The organism is Pseudomonas sp. PB103 (assembly GCF_009764635.1).
Classification (GTDB): domain Bacteria; phylum Pseudomonadota; class Gammaproteobacteria; order Pseudomonadales; family Pseudomonadaceae; genus Aquipseudomonas.
Map to the genome: position 1 here is coordinate 1 of NZ_RWIL01000125.1, position 19412 is coordinate 19412.

Genomic DNA, 19412 nt, shown 5'->3' on the forward strand with positions numbered 1-19412 from the left:
TTTTGATCTTCAAGAACAACATCAAAAGATCGCAGCCTGCGGCAGCTCCTACAGGGGATCAATGCACTTCTTCGAGGTCGTCGTGCAGCAGGCCGAAGATCTGCCGTTTCATGTCGATGAACGAGCGCTCCATGACCATGTCCAGCGAGCGCGGGCGTTCGATCGGCACGTCGAGAATCTGTTTGATCCGCCCCGGTTTCGCGCCCATCACATAGACCCGGTCGCCGAGCAGGATGGCTTCATCGATGTCGTGGGTGACGAACAACACGGTCTTCTTGCTGTTGCCCCACACCCGCAGCAACAGTTGCTGCATCTGCAAACGCGTCTGGCTGTCCAGCGCGCCGAACGGTTCGTCCATCAACAGAATCTGCGGATCATTGGCCAGCGCCCGGGCAATCGCCACGCGCTGCATCATCCCGCCCGACAACTGTTTGGCGTAGTTGTCGGCGAACCCGGCGAGGCCGACTTCGTTGACGTAGTAATCGACAATCTCCTTGCGCCGCGCCGCCGGCATGCCGCGCCGTTTCAACCCGAACTCGACGTTCTGGCGCACCGTCAGCCACGGGAACAGTGTGTAGCTCTGAAAGACCATGCCGCGATCCGCGCCCGGCCCCTGCACTTGCTGGCCACCGACATAGATTTCGCCAGAAGTCGGTTCAGCCAGCCCTGCCGTCAGATACAGCAGGCTGGATTTACCGCAACCCGATGGCCCGACCAGCACCGCAAACTGCTGATCCGGCACCTCGAACGAGACCTCTTCCAGCGCAGTAAACGTGCCGCCGTCGGGCTTCTTGTAACGCAGACTGACCTTGTCCACCTGTAAACGCGGCGCGGCTTGCGCGGGAGTCGCGACAGGTTCGATAAAACGATGATTGGCAGCAGTCACTGAGCCCATGCGGCAACCCTCAGGCGGAGAAAACGGAACAGTTGATCGGTGACCAGACCGAGCAGGCCGATGATCGCGATGGCGAGGAAAATCACGTCGACCTGAAAACCGCGCATGGCTTTCAAGCTCAGGTAACCCAAACCGCTGGAAGCGGCGACCAGTTCAGCCACCACCAGATAGGTCCAGGCCCAGCCCATGGTCACCCGCAAAGTATCGAGCACGCCCGGCACCGAGGCCGGCGCAATCACATGCAACACCGCATCGCGGCGGTTGGAACCCAAGGTGTAAGAGGCGTTGATCAGATCCTTGGAAATGCCCTTCGACACGTCAGCAATCATCACCAGTTGCTGGAAGAACACGCCGAAAATAATCACCGAAACGCGCTGCTCCAGACCGATGCCGATCCACAAAATGAACAGCGGCACGAACGAAGTTACCGGCAAGTAACGAATGAAGTTCACCAGCGGTTCAAGGAATGCCTGAACGATGCGGAAGCTGCCCATCAGCAGCCCCAACGGCACCGCCACCAACGACGACACGATGAAGCCGACCATCACCACTTCGACACTCGCCCACACATGTGTGCCGAGCGTGCCGTCGCGGCTCAGGCGCACGGCGGCTTCAACCACCGCGCCCGGCGTCGGCAAAAACATTCCCGGGACAATGCCGCCGTAAGACAACCCAGCCCATAAGCCGACCAACAACACCCAGGCCAGAGCGCTCGCGCTCCACACCACTTGCACCGGCAAAGCGGTTTTCGGCGTGAGGCTGCGGCTCAGCCACGAATTGCGCTTGAACATTGCAGGCCTCCTAAAGCGGGCTGACGAAACGGTTGTCGACCAGATCGTCGTTGCTGACGTTGTACGGTTTGCCCTGCAATTCGCTGGCGGTCTCGTTGGCCAGTTTGATCAGCGGCGCGCTGTCGCCCGGTTTGCCCGGTGAGCCCAGCAGTTTCTCGCTCATCGCTTGATCGTAAAAACGCACGCCTTGCGCAGCGGCGGCCAGTTCCTTCGGATCGGACAAGTAACCGCCGACGCCTTTGGCCATGATTTTGTAAGCGTCTTCCGGATGATCCTTGGTGTACTGCACGGCTTTGTACAAACCGGCGACCAGCGCTTTGACGTCTTCCGGTTGCTTGTCGATGACGCTGCAATTGAGCGCGACCACATCGACGATCACCCCGGGGGTGCTGCTGCTGTCGATCAGCACTTTGCCTTGCTGTTTGTCGCGGACCATCGACAGGTGCGGTTCCCAGGTCACGGCGGCGGGTACGCGACCGGCGATGAACGCGGTGGCGGCATCGTCAGCGGTCATGTTCTGCACGGTGATGTCGCTCATGCTCATGCCGTTTTTTTTCAGCAGGTACGAGAGCCAGAACTGTGAGGTTGAACCCTCGTTGACTGCCACGGATTTGCCCTTGAGCTCTTGCAGGCTCTTGACGTCCTTGCCGACCAGCACGCCGTCGCCGCCATGGCTGTCATCCAGCGCCGCGACCGCTTTGAAGCAGAACTGCGGGCGATACTTGAGCACTTCATCGATGGTCGACGCCGAGCCGGACAATTGCCCGGAGGCCTGCGCGGCCATGTACATCGACGCTTCTTCGACCACCGGCAATTCGACGGTCAGACCGTTTTCCTTGAAGTAGCCCAGATCCTGAGCCAGATAGAGGGTGCCGTAGCCGACCCACGTGGTGTGGCCGATGGACAGGGTGCCGGCCTGGGCGCTGGTCGCGACCGTGGCGGCCAGAGCGGTAATTGCCAGAGGGTGAGTGAGACGGAGACACAAGGACTTGATCATGGAGCACTCCCGACGCTGTTGATTTAGTTTTGTCATGGGCAGTACGGTCGCCGGCCGTTGTGCAGTTGCTGCCGTTGGTCTCTCGCGGACGCTTGGGCGGACAACATTCGGCTGGCGGGCAAGATCGATGGTGGGCCATGTGCGCGGCGAGGAAAATCAGGAAATTGTTGGCTGCAAATGATGAAAAAACTGGGTAGTGCGCACTGCTATAGGGCGGGGATTGCAGGGGTGCGCGAGGTGAGTGCAGATTGGGGGTTTTCGATGAGTGGAAGAATGTCATCGCTGGCAAGCCAGCTCCCACAGGGATATCCCGTGTACTTCGGATTTTTGGGCAACACTGAACCTGTAGGAGTGAGCCTGTTCGCGATAGCGTCAGGTCAGTCGATAATTTGTTGACAGACCCACCGCTATCGCGAGCAGGCTCACTCCTACAATGATCTCGGATGTGCCCCGTATTTTGTGAACACCGCGGAAACTTGTGGGAGCTGGCTTGCCAGCGATAGGGGCGACTCGGTCTCAGCGCAACTGAAACCAGGTGGTTTTCAGCTGGGTGTATTTATCGAACGAATGCAGCGACAGATCACGGCCAAAACCCGACTGCTTCCCGCCGCCAAACGGCACCGTCACATCCAGCGCATCCACCGTGTTGACCGACACCGTGCCCGCGCGCAACCGACGCGCCACGCGATGCGCCCGGTTCAGGTCATCGGTCCACAGCGACGCCGCCAGACCATACACGCTGTCATTGGCCAACCTGATCGCCTCTTCCTCACTGTCGAACGGCATCACCGCCAACACCGGGCCAAACACCTCTTCACGAAACAGCGGCATATCGGCTGTTACGTCGGTAAAAATCGTCGGCTCAATAAAATTGTCCGACCCGTTAAACCGCCGCTGCTGCCCGCCACAAACCCGCGTCGCACCCGACTGCTCGGCACTGCGAATAAAACCCATGATGCTCGCCGTTTGCTTGCTATCGACAATCGCCCCCGCGCTGCTCTGCGGATCCAGCGGATCACCCGGCAACCAGCGTTCAGCCTGCGCCTTCAATCTTTCGACAAACTCATCATGAATCGAACGCTCCACCAGCAAGCGCGAATTGGCCGAACAGACTTCACCCTGATTGAAGAAGATCCCGAACGCGGCTTTTTCCGCCGCCAGATCCAGATCCTGGCAATCGGCGAACACCAGATTGGCGCTCTTGCCGCCGCACTCCAGCCACACCTGCTTGAGGTTCGACTGCGCGGAATACTGCATGAAATATTTGCCGACCTGCGTCGAGCCGGTGAACACCAGACAATCGACATCAGAGTGCAAACCCAACGCCTTGCCCGTCTGCTCGCCGAGCCCCGGTAACACGTTGAGCACACCCGCCGGCAACCCGGCTTCCAGCGCCAGTTCGGCCAGGCGCAACGCCGAAAACGGCGACTGCTCGGCCGGTTTGAGGATCACCGAATTACCCGCCGCCAGCGCTGGCGCGAGCTTCCATGCGGCCATGTCCAAGGGAAAATTCCACGGCACCACCGCAGCCACCACACCGAGCGCTTCACGAGTAATGGTCGCCAACACATTCGGCGCACTGGGCGCGACTTGATCGTAGAGTTTGTCGATGGCTTCGGCGTACCAACGGAACACCCCGGCGGCGCCCGGCACGTCGATGTTGTAGGCATCCATCACCGGTTTGCCCATGTTCAGCGAATCGAGCAAGGCCAGTTCTTCGCGATGCGTCATCAGCAAATCAGCCAAACGCAGCAACACTTGCTTGCGCTCGGCAGGCGGACGCTGCGACCAAGTGCCCGCCTCAAACACTTGCCGCGCATTACGCACTGCCACATCGACATCTTCCTCGCCACATGCAGCGACATTCGCCAGGCATTGCCCAGTCGCCGGATTGATCGCAGCAAAGGTCTGCCCCGATTGCGCGGCGCAATGTTTGCCGTCGATCAGGGCTTGATCGGGAAATTTCAATGCAACGGCGCGGCGCTGCCACTCTGCAAGCTCGAACACGACGGATGCTCCTGAGACATTATTGTGCCTCGATGGTCGCTCACGCCCGCGCGGGCTAAAAATAGTAAAAATGTCTTCGCAGGCAATAAAAACACTGGGCAATGACTTCGCCCAAACATCGCGCAGGTGGCTATGGTTGAAGGATAAAAACATCGTCGTGCAACGGACGTGGCGGCGCACAAATTGCTTTGAAGTCGAGTCCGCTCGTCCTGAGGTTTGCCGTGGCCGCCTACAATTTGCGTCAGTTGAAATACTTCATCACCACCGTCGAATGTGGCAGCGTTGCCGAAGCCTCGCGCAAGCTGTACATCGCGCAACCAGCGATTTCCACCGCGATCAAAGGCCTGGAAGACAGCTTCGGCGTGCAACTGCTGATCCGTCACCACGCCCAAGGCGTGTCGCTGACGCCCAGCGGTGCGCGGTTCTTTCGCAAGTCTCAAGAATTGCTGCGCATGGCCAAGGAGTTCGAGCAGAACGCCCTCGCCGACAACGACGTGGTCGCCGGGCAAATCGATATTGGCTGTTTCGAAACGGTTGCGCCGTTATACCTGCCGCAGTTGATCGCAGGATTCTCGGCGCTGTATCCGGGAGTGAAAATCCGCATCCGCGACGGCGAGCAGCAGGAACTGGTGCAAGGCCTGACGTCAGGCACGTTTGATCTGGTCATTCTCTATGAACATGAACTCGACGCGACCATTCAGACCGAACCGCTGATGCCCGCGCAACGACCCTATGCGCTATTGCCGGCGGATCATCGCTTTGCTCAGTACAAGCAGGTTTCGCTGCGCGATCTGTGTCTGGAACCGATGATCCTGCTCGACGTGCAGCCGAGCCGAACCTATTTCGTCAGCCTGTTCGAAGAACTGGGGCTGACCCCACGCATCGAGTTCAGCTCGCCATCGATCGAGATGGTGCGCGGGATGGTCGGCCAGGGTTTCGGGTTTTCGATTCTGGTGACCAAACCGCATTCGGAATGCACCTACGACGGCAAGAAAGTCGTGTGCGTGGACATCGTCGAGGACGTCACCGGTTCAGGCTTGGTGGCGGCGTGGCTCAAGCGTGGGCAACTGACCAAACCGGCGCAGTTGTTCGCTGATTATTGCCGCGAACAACTGACGGCCAAGACGCACTCTTAACAGCAAAAGATCGCAGCCTTCGGCAGCTCCTACATGGGATTGATTTTGCTCATGTAGGAGCTGCCGCAGGCTGCGATCTCTTGATCTTCAGGTACCGCGCGGCTTGGCCCGTGCGGTCGCCTCGGCCACCAGCGGATCATCCGGCCAATAGTGCTTGGGATAGCGCCCCTTCAAATCCTTCTTCACCTCGGCATAGGTACTGCGCCAGAAGTTGGCCAGATCCTGCGTCACCTGCACCGGTCGCCGCGCCGGCGACAGCAGATGCAACTTGACCACCTGGCGCCCGCCGGCAATCCGTGGCGTATCCGCCAGCCCGAACAACTCCTGCAAACGCACCGCGAGAATCGGCGGAAACTCGCTGTAGTCCAGACGAATCGACGACCCCGACGGCACGCTCAAATGATGCGGCGCCAGCTCATCGAGTTTTTGCGGCAGCGGCCATGGCAGCAGATTGCGCACGATGCTCGACAGGTCCAGATTGGCAAAATGACTGAGCCGCGAGACCTTGCCCAGATAAGGCATCAGCCAATCTTCGAGGGTGTTGAGTAACGTCGCGTCGCTGACGTCCGGCCACTGACTTTCATCCTGCGAATTGAGATCAAGCTGCCGCAACAGCGCCACCCGCGCCTGCCACTGACGCAATTCCGGCGTCCACGGCAGCAGCTCCAGACCTTTGCGTCGCACCAGATTGACCAGCGCCTGACTGCGTGCATTTTCATCAAGACCGGTCAGTGGTTCACGGCTGAGAATCAGCTCGCCAACCTTGCGCTGACGCTCGGCGCGCAGCAGGCCTTCGCGCTCGTCCCAGTCGAGTTGATCGACGTTGCGCACCTGTTCGGCGAGCACTGAATCGAACAGCGCCGGATCGAAATCCGCCGCCAGATAAATCCGCTCTTCGCGCTGGCCCTGACGGCTGCCGAGGTCGGCGATGACGATCCACGGCTCTTTCATCAGGCTGTCGGCTTCAGCGAACAGTGCCGCGCGACCGTTGGCCAGACGATATTCGGCGCCACTGGCACGCCGCTGTTGCGCGACGCGATCGGGATACGCCAGCGCCAACAAAGCGCCGAGCCAGCGCGGATGATCGGGATCGCTGACCGGCTCGCTCGCCTTGCCGCGCAAATATCCGCGATATTGCCGCGCCAATTGCCGGGCGCGTTGCACACCGCCCTGCGCACCACGGGCGGCGCGTTCTTCGCCGGACAGCAGCACCAGGCGACTGTGCAAATCCGCGCCGGCGCCGCGCAAGATATCGCGCTCGCCGAGCAACGCGGCAACGTCACACGCCATGTTGGCCAAACCCAATGCCTGACCGCGCAATAACAAATGGCCAATGCGCGGATGCGCCGGCAACTCAGCCATGGCCTGACCGTGAGTCGTCAGCGTCTCACCTTCCAGCGCGCCGAGCCGCTGCAACAAATCCTGCGCCTGTGCATAAGCTGCCGCTGGCGGAACGTCGAGCCAAACCAGTTCGCCCGGCGTCACGCCCCAACGTCCGAGTTGCAAAGCAAGACTGGCGAGATCCGCCGAGAGAATTTCCGCGCTGCCATAAGCGGCAAGTTGTTCGTGCTGATCCTGCGACCACAAGCGATAACAAACGCCCGGCTCTAGACGCCCCGCACGGCCCGCACGCTGGGTGGCGCTGGCCTTGGAAATGCGTTGGGTATCGAGACGCGTCATACCGCTGCCAGGATCGAAACGCGGCACCCGCGCCAGCCCGGCATCGATCACCACGCGCACGCCGTTGATGGTCAAACTGGTTTCGGCAATGTTGGTCGCCAGCACCACTTTGCGCTGACCGGGCGGCGCCGGATCAATCGCCGCGCGTTGTGCATTGAGGTCGAGTTCTCCGTGCAACGGGCAGAGCAACACATCGCTGCGCTCACCCATCGCGTCGACCAATTGTTGATGCACGCGACGGATTTCCGCCTGCCCCGGCAGAAAGACCAAGACGCTGCCGGTTTCATCGTGCAGCGCTTCGAGCACGGTTTGCGTAACGCGCTGATCAATGTATTCGCCAGGTTGAAACGGCCGGCCCCAGCGCATCGTCACCGGGTACATGCGGCCTTCGCTGCGCAGGATCGGCGCGTCGTCGAGCAACCCGGCCAGGCGCTCGCCTTCCAGCGTGGCCGACATCAGCAGAATCTTCAGCGGCTGTTCAGCTCGAAACAGCTCACGACCGTTCAGACTCAAGGCCAGCGCCAGATCGGCATCAAGGCTGCGTTCGTGGAATTCGTCGAAGATCAGCAGGCCGACGCCTTCGAGCGCCGGATCATCCTGCAAGCGCCGGGTGAGAATGCCTTCGGTGACCACTTCGATGCGTGTGTTGGGGCCAACCTTGCTGTCGAGACGGATGCGATATCCGACGGTTTCCCCGACCTTCTCGCCCAACTCGCTGGCCAGCCGTTCTGCGGCGGCACGCGCGGCGAGGCGGCGCGGTTCGAGCATCAGAATGGTCTGCCCGGCCAGCCACGCTTCATTGAGCAACGCCAACGGCACGCGGGTGGTTTTACCGGCGCCGGGCGGTGCTTCGAGCACGGCTTCATGGCGAGTCGCCAAGGCTTCACGCAGGGCGGGTAAAACTTCATCGATCGGCAAAGAATTCATGCTGGCTCCCCAGGGCGTGCCCACAGTAAATTGCGAGTCGCGTTAAAGCTGTGAGCGTGCCAGGCAAGGCGCGGGACGCAGGTAAGGGTCGTTTCCTTGCCAAGTCCCGCAACGCAGCATGGCGCGCTCACAGCTTTAGCCCGGAGGGCCGAACCCCGACAGGATTCATTAGCCTTCACGCGGTGTCGATCTGGAGAAAACAACTTCAATCCTCAACGTATTTCGGTAGGGGTGAGACGAGGCCGCAATTTACTGTGGGCACGCCCTGCCAGCGGCGAGTATAACGGCGAACTGCCGGGCGTTCGTCAGGGTCTTAATTCCAGACGACTACGCTTCGTTTTCAAATGACTCAGGAGATTTCCCCATGCGCTTACCTTTTCGCCTGATCGGCGGTGTACTGGTCGCCACCCTGCTCACGCAAATCACCGCGTGCGGTTCGATTTTCTACCCGGATCGTCGCGGTCAGATCGACGGCAAGGTCGACCCGGCGATTGCCGTGCTCGATGCCGTGGGCCTGCTGTTCTACATCATTCCCGGGCTGATCGCGTTTGCCGTCGACTTCGCCACCGGCGCGATTTATTTCGAGCCGGGCCACACCGCGCAGATCGATCCGGCCAAACTCAAGCAAGCCATCGGCCCGGACGGTCAGGTCGATAACCACAAGTTGCAGGCTATTCTCGAAAGCGAGCTGGGCAAGGACTTCCCTCTGGATGACCCGCGCCTGATTCAACACAAGGGCAGCACGCAACAACTGGCGATGTTCGGCCTGCAACCGGCCGCTTAAAAAGGAAACGCAATGACCTCCAGCCCCGAACACGCTCGCCTGCTCAGGCTGGCGACCCGCGCCTCGGTGGCGGTCGCCTGCACGCTGATCGTCGCCAAAGCCGTCGCCTGGTGGCTAAGTGGTTCGGTGAGCATGCTCGCCGGCCTCACCGACTCGGCGCTGGATGGCATCACTTCGATGCTCAATCTGCTCGCGGTGCATTACGCGCTGCGTCCGGCGGATGACGATCACCGTTACGGTCACGGCAAGGCGGAATCGCTGGCGGGCATGGCGCAGGCGCTGTTCATCGGTGGCAGTGCAGTGTTGATCGCGTTTCAGGCGTACGAACGGCTGCACGATCCGCAACCGCTTGGCGCGCCATGGCTGAGCATCGCTGTGATCGTGTTTTCGCTGCTGCTGACGGCGGCGCTGCTGGTGTTGCAGCATCGGGTGATCAAGCAGACCGGCTCCAATGCCGTGCGCGCGGACTCGCTGCACTATCGCTCGGACATGTTGCTCAACGGCAGCATTCTGATTGCGCTGATTTTGGCTGGTTTTGGTTTTGATCAACTGGATGCGTGGTTCGGTCTGGGGATTGCTGCGTACATTCTGTGGAGCGCGATCCAGATAGCCCGGGAAAGTTTTTCGGTGCTGATGGATGAGGAACTGCCGACGGACGTCAGTCAGCACATGCTCGAACTGGCCTGCGGTGTGCCGGGCGTATTGGGCGCGCATGACTTGCGCACGCGGATCTCCGGCAACCACTGGTTCGTGCAGTTGCACCTGGAATTGCCAGGAGAATTGACCCTGTCAGTGGCGCACGGCATCAGCGATCAAGCCGCCGATGCCATTCACAAAGCCTACCCGCGCGCCGAAGTGCTGGTGCACGCCGATCCGATAAAAGCAGCTACAAGTCGCGAGCCGCAAGCTTCAAGCTTGTAGCTCGACACTTGCAGCTCGCAGCTGCTTCTACTGGACCTGATAACCACGACTGCTCAGGCAATTGCCCTGAGCCTGTCGATAGGCCTGAACCACTTCGGGCGCCGGTTGATAAGTCGCGGTGCGCGGGTCGAAACCGCTTTGCTGCACGGCGTACTGATAGCACTGATAACCATCCTGCTGCACCTGCTCTGGCGATTGGCCGTTGGCCGGATAGGCCTCGACGTCATAGCCCTGGGATTGCGGCTGCGGCTGTTGCTGCACGGGCGGCTCGACGACTACGTAATCCTGCGTCGCTTCCTGATACGCGTAGTAGGAACCGGCGGCAAGGAACAACAGCGAACCACCGATCCACACTTCACGGGCGTAATCCGGCAAATACTGGGTGCGGATCCCACGCGGCGGTTGCACGACGATGTAGCGCGGGCCTTGCGGGCGATACCAGTAGCCGCCGGAGAAGAAATAATCCTGGCCACGATACGGCACGCGGTAATCGCGATCCGGGAAGCGGTCGATCACATGCCCCGGCCGGTATTGCGGGCCTGGGCCCCAACCGTTGCCGTGGCCGTCGGGACGACCCGGCCAGCGATTGTCATTGGGCCGATTGTTGGTCTGCCAATGCTGATTGTTGTAGCCGTTTTGCGGACGCTCGTCGCGGTAGTAACCCTGGCGCGGTTCCTGGGTCTGGCGCACCGCGTCGGGCCGTGGCTGGATCGGCAGGCTGTTGGCCGGCAATTGCGGCGGTGGTGGCGGTTGACGCACCGGGTTAGGGTTATAAGCCGGGCGGTTCTGGTCGTGGTTTTGCCATTGACCATTGTTATTGTGCTGCTGGCCGTTGTGCTCGAACTGGCGGCTGTTGTCGCCACGAATGATTTCGTTGTTCTGCGGGCGCGGTTGATTCTGCTGCGGCGGTTGATTGTTCTGCGGACGCGGCTGCTGATTATTGCCGCCATGCCCCTGATTGTTGCCCTGATGTTCCGGCCCGCGTCCGCCGTTACCGTTGCCATTCGGGCTGCGGCTCTCGGGATCATCGGCAAGTGCTTGCGCACTGACGCTCACACACAGCAAACCAACACCGGCCAGACGCCAGATGCGCGACTTCATGCTTTTTTTCACTGCGGGGCCTGTAAATGTAAGAGGACTTGTAGCTAAGACCGGGAATACACACACCGGGTTCTGCAACAGGTTATCAGTCGCGCAACTTATTTATGAGCGCCGCCACATGAAATCGCAGGCAAGAAAAAAGGGAGACCCGTCGGCCTCCCTTTAGAGAACTTCGTCCTGGCTCGACGCTTTTGACGTCGGCTCACCTCACGCCGTCTTCTGGACAGTGTGCAGCTCGGGGGCCGGCACAACCCCGGTGGGGGTGGCGGCCGCGGCAGGCCGGATAGGGCGGGCCGCGTGGACTGTGTTACCGAGCAGTGATTCTGGTGATAAGAATAGGCCTGAGGCGGCGACAGAGGATTGCGAAGATTGCTGAAATAAACACCACTTGCGCAATTTTTAACCCTGGATAGATAATCCGCCGCAATAGTTACAACCAAGGACAGATTGATGAGCAAACTCGACCGTTACGACCTGAGCATTTTGGCGGAATTGCAGCGCGACGCCCGCATCTCCAACCAGGAATTGGCCGAGCGCATCGGTCTGTCGCCCTCGCCTTGTTCGCGTCGGGTCAAGCAACTGGAAGACGACGGCTATATTTCGCGCCAGGTCGCGTTGCTTGATCGCAAGATGCTCGGGCTGAGCCTGACAGCGTATGTGCTGATCGGCATGGATCGGCACACGCCGGAGCGCTTCGAGAATTTTGAGGCGGCGATTCGCACGTTGCCGCAGGTGTTGGAGTGCAGCCTGGTCACGGGTGTGGATGCCGATTACCAGTTGAAAGTGGTAGTGCCGGACATGGATCACTATCAGAAGCTGTTGCTGGGGCACCTCACCCGCATCGAAGGCGTGACCAGCGTGCGCTCAAGTTTTGTGCTGAACCAAGTCCTCAACAGCACCGAACTGCCCCTCACCCACCTGCGCAACTGAACACCTCCCTGTAGGAGCTGACGAGTGAAACGAGGCTGCGATCTTTTGATCTTTCAAAGCCAGATCAAAAGATCGCAGCCTTCGGCAGCTCCTACAGAGCGCTTTTGTGGCGAGGGGATTTATCCCCGTTCCAGTGCGCAGCACTGGCAGGATTGGTTGCAGATGAATGACCGCGGCACACCGACACAGGTCAATGCCCCGCCATCCGCCCTTGGCGTATACTCGCCGCGCCCATTTAGCCGCGTGCGCGTCGGAGATGCCCAATGGATCCAGCCATATTAGAAGAGTGGATGATGACCGGACTGGTCAGCATCCTGATCATTTTCATGGGTTTCATCGTCTGGGATCTGGCGAAGAAGTCCAAGGCCGGGCGCTTTGGCTCGTTAATTCTGTTTTTCGTGCTGGGCCTGGGCGTGGCCGCGTTCATCATCAAAAGTGTGGTGATCGGCCTGATCGAATCCGGCGCTTTATAAGCGCGCCGGCACTTCTTTCCACTGGCCCTGATCGAGCCCTTCGATCGACCAGTCGCCAATCTTCACCCGCACCAGGCGCAACGTCGGCAACCCGACCGCTGCGGTCATGCGCCGTACCTGACGGTTGCGCCCTTCGCGAATCACCAGCTCCAGCCACGACGTCGGTATGGTCGCGCGAAAGCGCACCGGCGGGTTGCGCGGCCACAGCTCAGGTTCATCCAGTTGCCGCGCTTCGGCGGGCAAGGTCATGCCGTCATTCAACTCGACGCCATCACGCAGACGCTGCAACTGCTCGGCCGTCGGTACGCCTTCGACCTGCACCCAATACGTCTTCGCCAATTTGTGTTTCGGATCGGCGATGCGCGCCTGCAACTGGCCGTCATTGGTCAGCAGCAACAAGCCTTCGCTGTCACGATCAAGGCGTCCGGCCGGGTAGATGCCGGGCACATCGATGAAATCCTTGAGCGTCGCCCGCCCTTCGCCGTCGCTGAATTGCGTCAGCACATCGAACGGTTTGTTGAACAGGATCAGTTTCGGCTCGGCCGGTGGCGCCTTGGCAACACGGCGCGGCGAAGACGACTGAGGCTTCACGCCGGGGCGGCGGGAAGGTGGACGCGGGGGACGAGACATAGGGAGAGCAAACATTTAGCGATCAGGGCTGACAATGCTAGTGCCCCGACCGCCAAATGACCACGACTAACCGTTAACGGAACGGCGGTTCGTCGAAGCTGCGCAGTTTGCGTGAGTGCAGCGAGTTGAGTTCAGTGCGCAGCAGATCGACCGCTTCGATGCCGATCTTCAAGTGCTGGCTGACCGCGCGCTCGTAAAACGCGTTGGCCGAACCCGGCAGCTTGATTTCACTGTGCAGCGGTTTGTCGGAAACGCAGAGCAACGTGCCGTACGGTACGCGCAAGCGGTAACCCTGCGCGGCAATCGTGCCGCTTTCCATGTCCACCGCGACGGCGCGAGACAGGTTGATCAACGGTCGTTCCTGCGCCCAACGCAATTCCCAGTTACGGTCGTCGTAGGTCAACACGGTGCCGGTGCGCAGGCGTTTTTTTAGATCGTCGCCCTTCTCGCCGGTGACGTTGGCCGCTGCCTGTTGCAGCGCCATCTGCACTTCGGCCAGTGCCGGGATCGGAATGTTCGGCGGTACCACGCGATCAAGAATGCCATCGCGACGCATATACGCGTGGGCCAGCACGTAGTCGCCAATGGTCTGCGACTGACGCAAACCACCGCAGTGACCGATCATCAGCCAGCAGTGCGGACGCAGCACGGCGAGGTGGTCGGTGATGTTCTTGGCGTTAGACGGGCCGACGCCGATGTTGACCAGCGTGACGCCGTGGCCATCGTTGGCGATCAGGTGATAGGCCGGCATCTGATAACGGTGCCAGACCACACCGGCAGCGATTGCCGAGGCTTCGCCGTGATCCATGCTCTTTTCGATGATCACGTTGCCGGGCAAGACCATGCGCACGAAACGCGGATCGCTGCGCAGTTGCTCCAGACCATGGACGATGAACTGGTCGACGTAGCGGTGATAGTTGGTCAGCAGGATCCACGGCTGCACATGGCGCCAGTCGCTGCCGGTGTAGTGCACCAGCCGACGCAGGGAGAAATCCACGCGCGCCGCATCGAACAGCGCCAGCGGCAGTGGATCGGTGTTTTCCCAATCGTACAGGCCGTCGGCGATGCCATCGGTGGCGGCGGACAGGTCAGTGCTCGGAAACACCCGCGCCAGCACGGCAGCGGTGACGCCGGAGCCGGCGAGTTCATCGCCCTGCTCGACCACATACGGATATGGAATGTTTTGCTGGCTGACGCCGACTTCCACAGTCACGGTGAAGTCATGCATCAACGGCACCAGTTGTTCGAGCAGGTATTTGCGAAACGCCGCCGGGTGGGTGACGGTGACGCTGTAAGTGCCCGGCAGTTGCACCTTGGCGTAAGCACGGGTGGTCTGCGGGACTTCGCCCTGGCAATGGTAGGTCAGACGCAGTTCGGGATAACGAAACAGAGCACGCTGCGCCGCGTCGGGTTCGACGCGATCTTTCAGGTAACGCTTGAGCGCCGAGTTCAGCGCCGTGGTGGCCCGCTCATGCAGCTCGGCCAGACGATCCACGGCTTGTTCGGCGGTTTGAACAACAATAAACGCTTCGGTCACGATCAGCTTCCTGTGTTCTGACTTGCAGAGCTTCATCTTGCCTGCATCGTGGCGTCACGGGAACAGTGGCGTTGTGGGTGTACCCAATTCTTTCAGACGAAGCGAATCACTGTGGGAGCTGGCTTGCCAGCGATGGCGGCCTGTCAGCCAACATTGATGTTGAATGTGTCGGCCTCATCGCTGGCAAGCCAGCTCCCACAGGGTTTTATGGTGCTGGGGGATTGAGTCAGAAACCTTGCGGGGTTGAGCGAGCGACGAGGGCTTCGATGTCGAGGCCGCGTGGCAAGGCGCCGTAGACGCGGCCGCCAGCGCTCAGGCGGCTGGCAATGAAGGCGTCGCTGACGGCTGAGTTTCCGGCCTCCAACAGGAGCTTGGCCTGCAAACCAAGCGCGATGTCTTCGGTCAGTTGCCGCGCCCGATACTGAATGTCACTGGTGTCCTTGAACTGCGCCTGCAACTGCTGAATATGCGCAGCCAGCCGCTTGTCGCCGTGGCCATCTCCGAGTTCGCTGAACAACACATCCTGCACGCCCGGTTCTTTCGACAACGCCCGCAGCACATCCAGACATTGCACATTCCCCGAGCCTTCCCACGTAGAGTTCACCGGCGCTTCGCGGTACAAACGCGGCATGATGCTCTCTTCGACATACCCGGCGCCGCCCATGCATTCCGCCGCTTCGTTGATCATCCCCGGCGCGCGTTTACAGATCCAATATTTGCCCACTGCCGTCACCAGCCGGGCAAACTGCGCTTCGTGGCGATCATCCAGATGATCCAGCGCCTTGCCCATGCGCAAGCTCAGGGCTAGTGCAGCTTCACTTTCCAGGGCCAGGTCGGCCAGCACGTTTTGCATCAGTGGCTGCTCGCTGAGCAATTTGCCGCCGACCTTGCGGTGCGCGCAGTGATGACTGGCCTGGGTCAGCGCCTGGCGCATCAGCGAACTGGAACCGACCATGCAATCAAAACGGGTCATCGCGACCATCTCGATAATGGTCGGCACACCGCGCCCTTCTTCGCCGACCATCCACGCCAGCGCGCCACGAAATTCGACTTCGCTGGAGGCGTTGGACTGGTTGCCGAGTTTGTTTTTCAGGCGCTGGATATAGAACTGATTGCGTGTGTCGTCCGGACGATGGCGCGGCAGCAGGAAGCAGCTCAAACCCTTGTCGGTCTGCGCCAGCGTCAGGAATGCATCACACATCGGTGCCGAGCAAAACCATTTGTGTCCGACCAACTCATACGCCTCGCCCGGGCCACTGGCGCCGACCGGGAAAGCCTTGGTGGTGTTGGCGCGCACGTCGGTGCCGCCCTGTTTTTCGGTCATCGCCATGCCAATGGTCACGCCGGGCTTGTGCGCCATGCCGACGTTGCGCGGATCGTATTCGGTGGCGAGGACTTTCGGCAGCCATTGCTCAGCCAGGTTCGGCTGCAAACGCAGGGCCGGCACGCTGGCGAAGGTCATGGTCAATGGGCAACCGCTGCCCGCCTCAGCCTGGCTGTGCAGATAGCTCATCGAGGCGCGGGCAACATGCGCGCCGTCCTGGGGATGGGTCCATGGCAGCGAGGTCAAACCATGCTCGATCGCCGTGCGCATGAGCTCGTGATAAGCCGGATGAAACTCCACCAGATCGATGCGATGGCCGTAACGATCGTGGCTGACAAATACGGGTTTGTTCTGATTGGCGAGGAACCCGGCTTCCATCAACGGCCCACCGGCCAATGCGCCGTAGGCATCGATCCGCGACTCGGCCCAACCGGCGCCAAACCTGCGCGACCACTCCTGCAACGGCAGGTCGATGCGGTACAGGTTGGTGCCGTCCAGCGACGGCGGCTGGTTGGTCACTTCGTGGGTTTCGGCGAACTGATGCAGGTTCATGACGGGGCTCCTTGAATCAACCGGAAAGGTCAGTTAAGCACCGCCCCAAGATTGATCAAAGTGTCATAAGCGCCGAATTGGCGGCGCTTTTACCCTATCAGCAGCACAACACACGCCGTTCAAGGGCGGCCTGCAGCTCTTCGAATTTCACCGGTTTGTTCAGGTAATCGATCACCGTACCGGTTGCGCAAAGCTCTCGATCAGCGTTCAACGCCAACATGAACACCGGCAAGTTGGCACACCCCGGCAGCGCATGGATCTGGCAGCACAGTGATGCACCTTCATGGCTCGGCATCTGGCAATCGATCAGCACCGCATCGACGGTCTCACGTTGCAGGCAATCGAGCGCCGCCGCGCCATTGTCGGCGGTGCGCACGCGGAAACCGAGCTTGAGCAACATGCCGCGCATGACCAGTTGGTTGACACTGTTATCGTCCACCAGCAGCACCGTGCAGTCCTGCGGTGCGCGAACGCAATCACGGCCAGGCATCAGCGTTGGCGCTGGCTCAACCACCGGCAATTCAAACTCGACATCCAGCTGGAAGCGGCTGCCGCTGCCGGGCTCGGAACGGTGGGTGAGCTTGCCGCCGAGCAACTCCACCAGTTGTCGGCAGATCGCCAGCCCCACACCGAGGCCGCCGTATTCGCGAGTCATCGAACCGTCGAGCTGGAAGAAGCGCTGGTACATCGTCGCCTCGCCCAGATCGGTGAATCCGATGCCGGTGTCGATCACCGCAAACGACAGCGCCAGACGATTACCGGTCGACGGTTTGCCGGTAACCCGCAGCGCCAGCCCGCCCACGCGGGTGAACTTGATCGCGTTATCCAGCAGGCATTCCAGGCATTGCGCGAGTTTTGCGCTGTCGCCGTGTAGGCGATCCGGCAAGGTCGGCAACACGTCGACTTTGAAGTCCAGCGACTTGCTCGAGGCATTGCCGTCGAATTGCACACGCAATGATTCGACCACGCCACGCAGGCTGAAACTGCCCGGCGTGGCCTTGAGCTTGCCGGCCTGCAACTCGGTGAGGGTGAGGATGCCGTTGACCATGCGCATCATGTCGCGGGCGGAACCGGCGGCAGTCTGCTGGTATTGCTCAAGCTCCGGGTCCATCGCGACCGTCTGCATCAGTTCCAGCGAACCGATCACGCCGTTCATCGGCGTGCGCAACTCATGGGTCAGGGTCGCGAGGAATTCATCCTTGAGTTTGTTGCTGTGGGCCAGTTGCTGGTTGAGCACTTCGAGTTTCTGCCCGGCGTCGTACAGCGTCTGCGCCTGCTGCTCGCGCATCGCGTTGATGCGGTCGGCCAGCGCCAGCGACAGCAGCGCCACTTCGATGGCCGAACCGATCTGGCTGGCGTACATGGTCAGGAATACGTTGGGCAGCAGGCCCAGCACCATCAGCGTATTGATGATGCCGCCCAGCAGGAAGGCCGACCAGGCGATGATGAAGTAGCGCGCCACGCGCAGCCCCCGCCACCAGGCCATGATCCCGGCGGCGAAAATCACCACGGTGAAGGTCAGCGCCAGCGTCGTCGCCAGACGCAGGGCCAGGGCGTAACTGGTCATCAGCGACAGGCCGATGACCAGCGCACCAAACGCAATCAGTCCGATCAGCAGTCGGTCCAGCCCGCGACTGTGGGTTTTGGTCTGCAGGAAGCTGCGCGCGAACTGGCTGCCGAACAGGCCAGCGCAACCGATAAAGAATGGCGTGGAAGCGTTGGTCCACCACGGGTTGTCCGGCCAGAAATACTCGGCCGCCGCGCCGTTCACCGACAGCTGATACAGGCCGAACGAGGCGATATAGAAGATGTAATAGAGATAGCTGGTGTCGCGCACGCTGAGGTAGATGAACAGGTTGTAGACCAGCATCCCCAGCAACACGCCGTAAATGATGCCCAGCACATACAGGCGCACGGGTTGGTCTTCGAGGTACGCAGTGCTCGACCACAAGGTGACCGGTGCCTGGATCGAGCCTTCGCTGGCCAGTCGCAGGTAAACGGTTTGTTGCTGATCGGGCTCGAAGGCCAGATCGAACAGGTAATTGTTCTGGCGAATCTCGCGACTGGCGAACGGCAAGGCGTCGCCGGTCTGGCGGGCCAGGCGATAGTTGCCAGTGGCGTCGGGTAGGTACAAGTCGAGGTGGTCGAGCGGTGGATACGCCAGCTCCAGCAGCCAGGTGCGCTGGGCCTCGGGATTGCTCGGGCGGTAATGCAGGTCGATCTTCAGCCAGAACGCCGAGCGCGAGTAACCGGCATTGAGCGTGGCTTTATCGTGGGCTTTGAAATTACCGGCAGCGGCCTGCGCACGGACATCGGCAATGCTCGCCTGACCGCTTGGGTCTTCGAACACTTGCAGCGACCGGCCCAGAGGGAGGCTCTGGGTAAATTCGTCGAATTCGACGGCGCTCGCCATGATGGGCAAGCAGAACAGCAACATCAGCAAATAGCGCATTGAAGCCCCAGCGTGGCTCGTCCGGTTGTGTCAGGAAGCCCCCCATTCCTTTTGAGTAGACGTAAAACCGGTATTACCTGTTATTGGTTTGGATCCAGACTAGCATAGCCGTTGATGGCCATTGAGCACCATTGAAATTTTTCCTACAAAGGCTCTAGAACGGGCGTTCCAGAGCAAAGCAGCGGGCTAGAGCTGTTGAGTTGGTCAGGTAGATCAAAAGATCGCAGCCTTCGGCAGCTCCTACATTGATCTGGAGTTTCCTGTAGGAGCTGCCG

At 60.5% G+C, this 19412-nt stretch carries 15 protein-coding genes; 5 read left to right on the top strand and 10 right to left on the bottom strand.

Going from position 1 to position 19412, the window contains the following annotated elements; translation table 11 throughout:
- Positions 1-58: 58 nt before the first annotated feature.
- The 4 genes from EJA70_RS22565 to EJA70_RS22580 form a co-directional block, all read right to left on the bottom strand.
- The gene (locus tag EJA70_RS22565) at positions 59-895 is read right to left on the bottom strand and encodes an ABC transporter ATP-binding protein (protein ID WP_034153794.1); all 837 of its coding nucleotides are present in this window, start codon (positions 893-895) and stop codon (positions 59-61) included.
- The gene (locus EJA70_RS22570) at positions 883-1686 is read right to left on the bottom strand and encodes an ABC transporter permease (protein ID WP_064118791.1); all 804 of its coding nucleotides are present in this window, start codon (positions 1684-1686) and stop codon (positions 883-885) included. The genes EJA70_RS22565 and EJA70_RS22570 overlap by 13 nt, the downstream gene beginning before the upstream one ends.
- Positions 1687-1696: 10 nt before the next feature.
- Positions 1697-2683, bottom strand: a complete 987-nt coding sequence (locus EJA70_RS22575) for an ABC transporter substrate-binding protein (RefSeq protein WP_008081108.1) — start codon at positions 2681-2683, stop codon at positions 1697-1699.
- A 516-nt stretch (positions 2684-3199) separates the two neighbouring features.
- Positions 3200-4690 carry an aldehyde dehydrogenase gene (locus EJA70_RS22580; RefSeq protein ID WP_158833632.1) on the bottom strand — a complete coding sequence of 497 codons (1491 nt, stop codon included), beginning with the start codon at positions 4688-4690 and terminating at the stop codon, positions 3200-3202.
- Positions 4691-4911: 221 nt separating this feature from the next.
- On the opposite strand from EJA70_RS22580, the gene EJA70_RS22585 reads away from it, so the two are divergent.
- Positions 4912-5826 carry a LysR family transcriptional regulator gene (locus EJA70_RS22585; RefSeq protein ID WP_158833634.1) on the top strand — a complete coding sequence of 305 codons (915 nt, stop codon included), beginning with the start codon at positions 4912-4914 and terminating at the stop codon, positions 5824-5826.
- A gap of 87 nt (positions 5827-5913) precedes the next feature.
- Here EJA70_RS22585 and hrpB read toward each other — a convergent pair whose 3' ends face one another.
- Positions 5914-8433 carry an ATP-dependent helicase HrpB gene (gene hrpB, locus EJA70_RS22590; protein WP_158833635.1) on the bottom strand — a complete coding sequence of 840 codons (2520 nt, stop codon included), beginning with the start codon at positions 8431-8433 and terminating at the stop codon, positions 5914-5916.
- A gap of 364 nt (positions 8434-8797) precedes the next feature.
- Here hrpB and EJA70_RS22595 point away from each other — a divergent pair, with 364 nt between their 5' ends.
- Positions 8798-9217: a hypothetical protein gene (locus EJA70_RS22595; protein ID WP_008081098.1), complete on the top strand. Its 420-nt coding sequence runs from the start codon at positions 8798-8800 to the stop codon at positions 9215-9217.
- Positions 9218-9229: 12 nt separating this feature from the next.
- Entirely contained in the window at positions 9230-10138 is a 909-nt protein-coding gene (locus EJA70_RS22600) for a cation diffusion facilitator family transporter (RefSeq protein ID WP_158833637.1), read from the top strand.
- A gap of 27 nt (positions 10139-10165) precedes the next feature.
- On the opposite strand, the gene EJA70_RS22605 is transcribed toward EJA70_RS22600, so the two are convergent.
- Entirely contained in the window at positions 10166-11239 is a 1074-nt protein-coding gene (locus EJA70_RS22605) for a DUF6515 family protein (protein WP_158833639.1), read from the bottom strand.
- A 450-nt stretch (positions 11240-11689) separates the two neighbouring features.
- Here EJA70_RS22605 and EJA70_RS22610 point away from each other — a divergent pair, with 450 nt between their 5' ends.
- Together EJA70_RS22610 and EJA70_RS22615 are read left to right on the top strand one after the other, a co-directional pair.
- A complete protein-coding gene (locus EJA70_RS22610) occupies positions 11690-12169 on the top strand; it encodes an Lrp/AsnC family transcriptional regulator (protein ID WP_008081091.1) in 480 nt (159 codons plus the stop codon).
- Between the two features lie 263 nt (positions 12170-12432).
- A complete protein-coding gene (locus EJA70_RS22615) occupies positions 12433-12642 on the top strand; it encodes a DUF2788 domain-containing protein (RefSeq protein ID WP_158833641.1) in 210 nt (69 codons plus the stop codon).
- Here the strand turns inward: EJA70_RS22615 and EJA70_RS22620 are convergent.
- The 4 genes from EJA70_RS22620 to EJA70_RS22635 form a co-directional block, all read right to left on the bottom strand.
- Entirely contained in the window at positions 12637-13272 is a 636-nt protein-coding gene (locus EJA70_RS22620; protein ID WP_158833643.1) for a pseudouridine synthase, read from the bottom strand. The genes EJA70_RS22615 and EJA70_RS22620 overlap by 6 nt on opposite strands.
- A gap of 73 nt (positions 13273-13345) precedes the next feature.
- Entirely contained in the window at positions 13346-14845 is a 1500-nt protein-coding gene (amn, locus tag EJA70_RS22625) for an AMP nucleosidase (RefSeq protein ID WP_162130776.1), read from the bottom strand.
- Between the two features lie 190 nt (positions 14846-15035).
- A complete protein-coding gene (locus EJA70_RS22630; RefSeq protein WP_158833645.1) occupies positions 15036-16685 on the bottom strand; it encodes an acyl-CoA dehydrogenase family protein in 1650 nt (549 codons plus the stop codon).
- A gap of 97 nt (positions 16686-16782) precedes the next feature.
- Positions 16783-19137 (bottom strand): hybrid sensor histidine kinase/response regulator, encoded by a 2355-nt coding sequence (locus EJA70_RS22635; RefSeq protein WP_158833647.1) that lies wholly within the window; start codon positions 19135-19137, stop codon positions 16783-16785.
- Between the last annotated feature and the right edge of the window lie 275 nt (positions 19138-19412).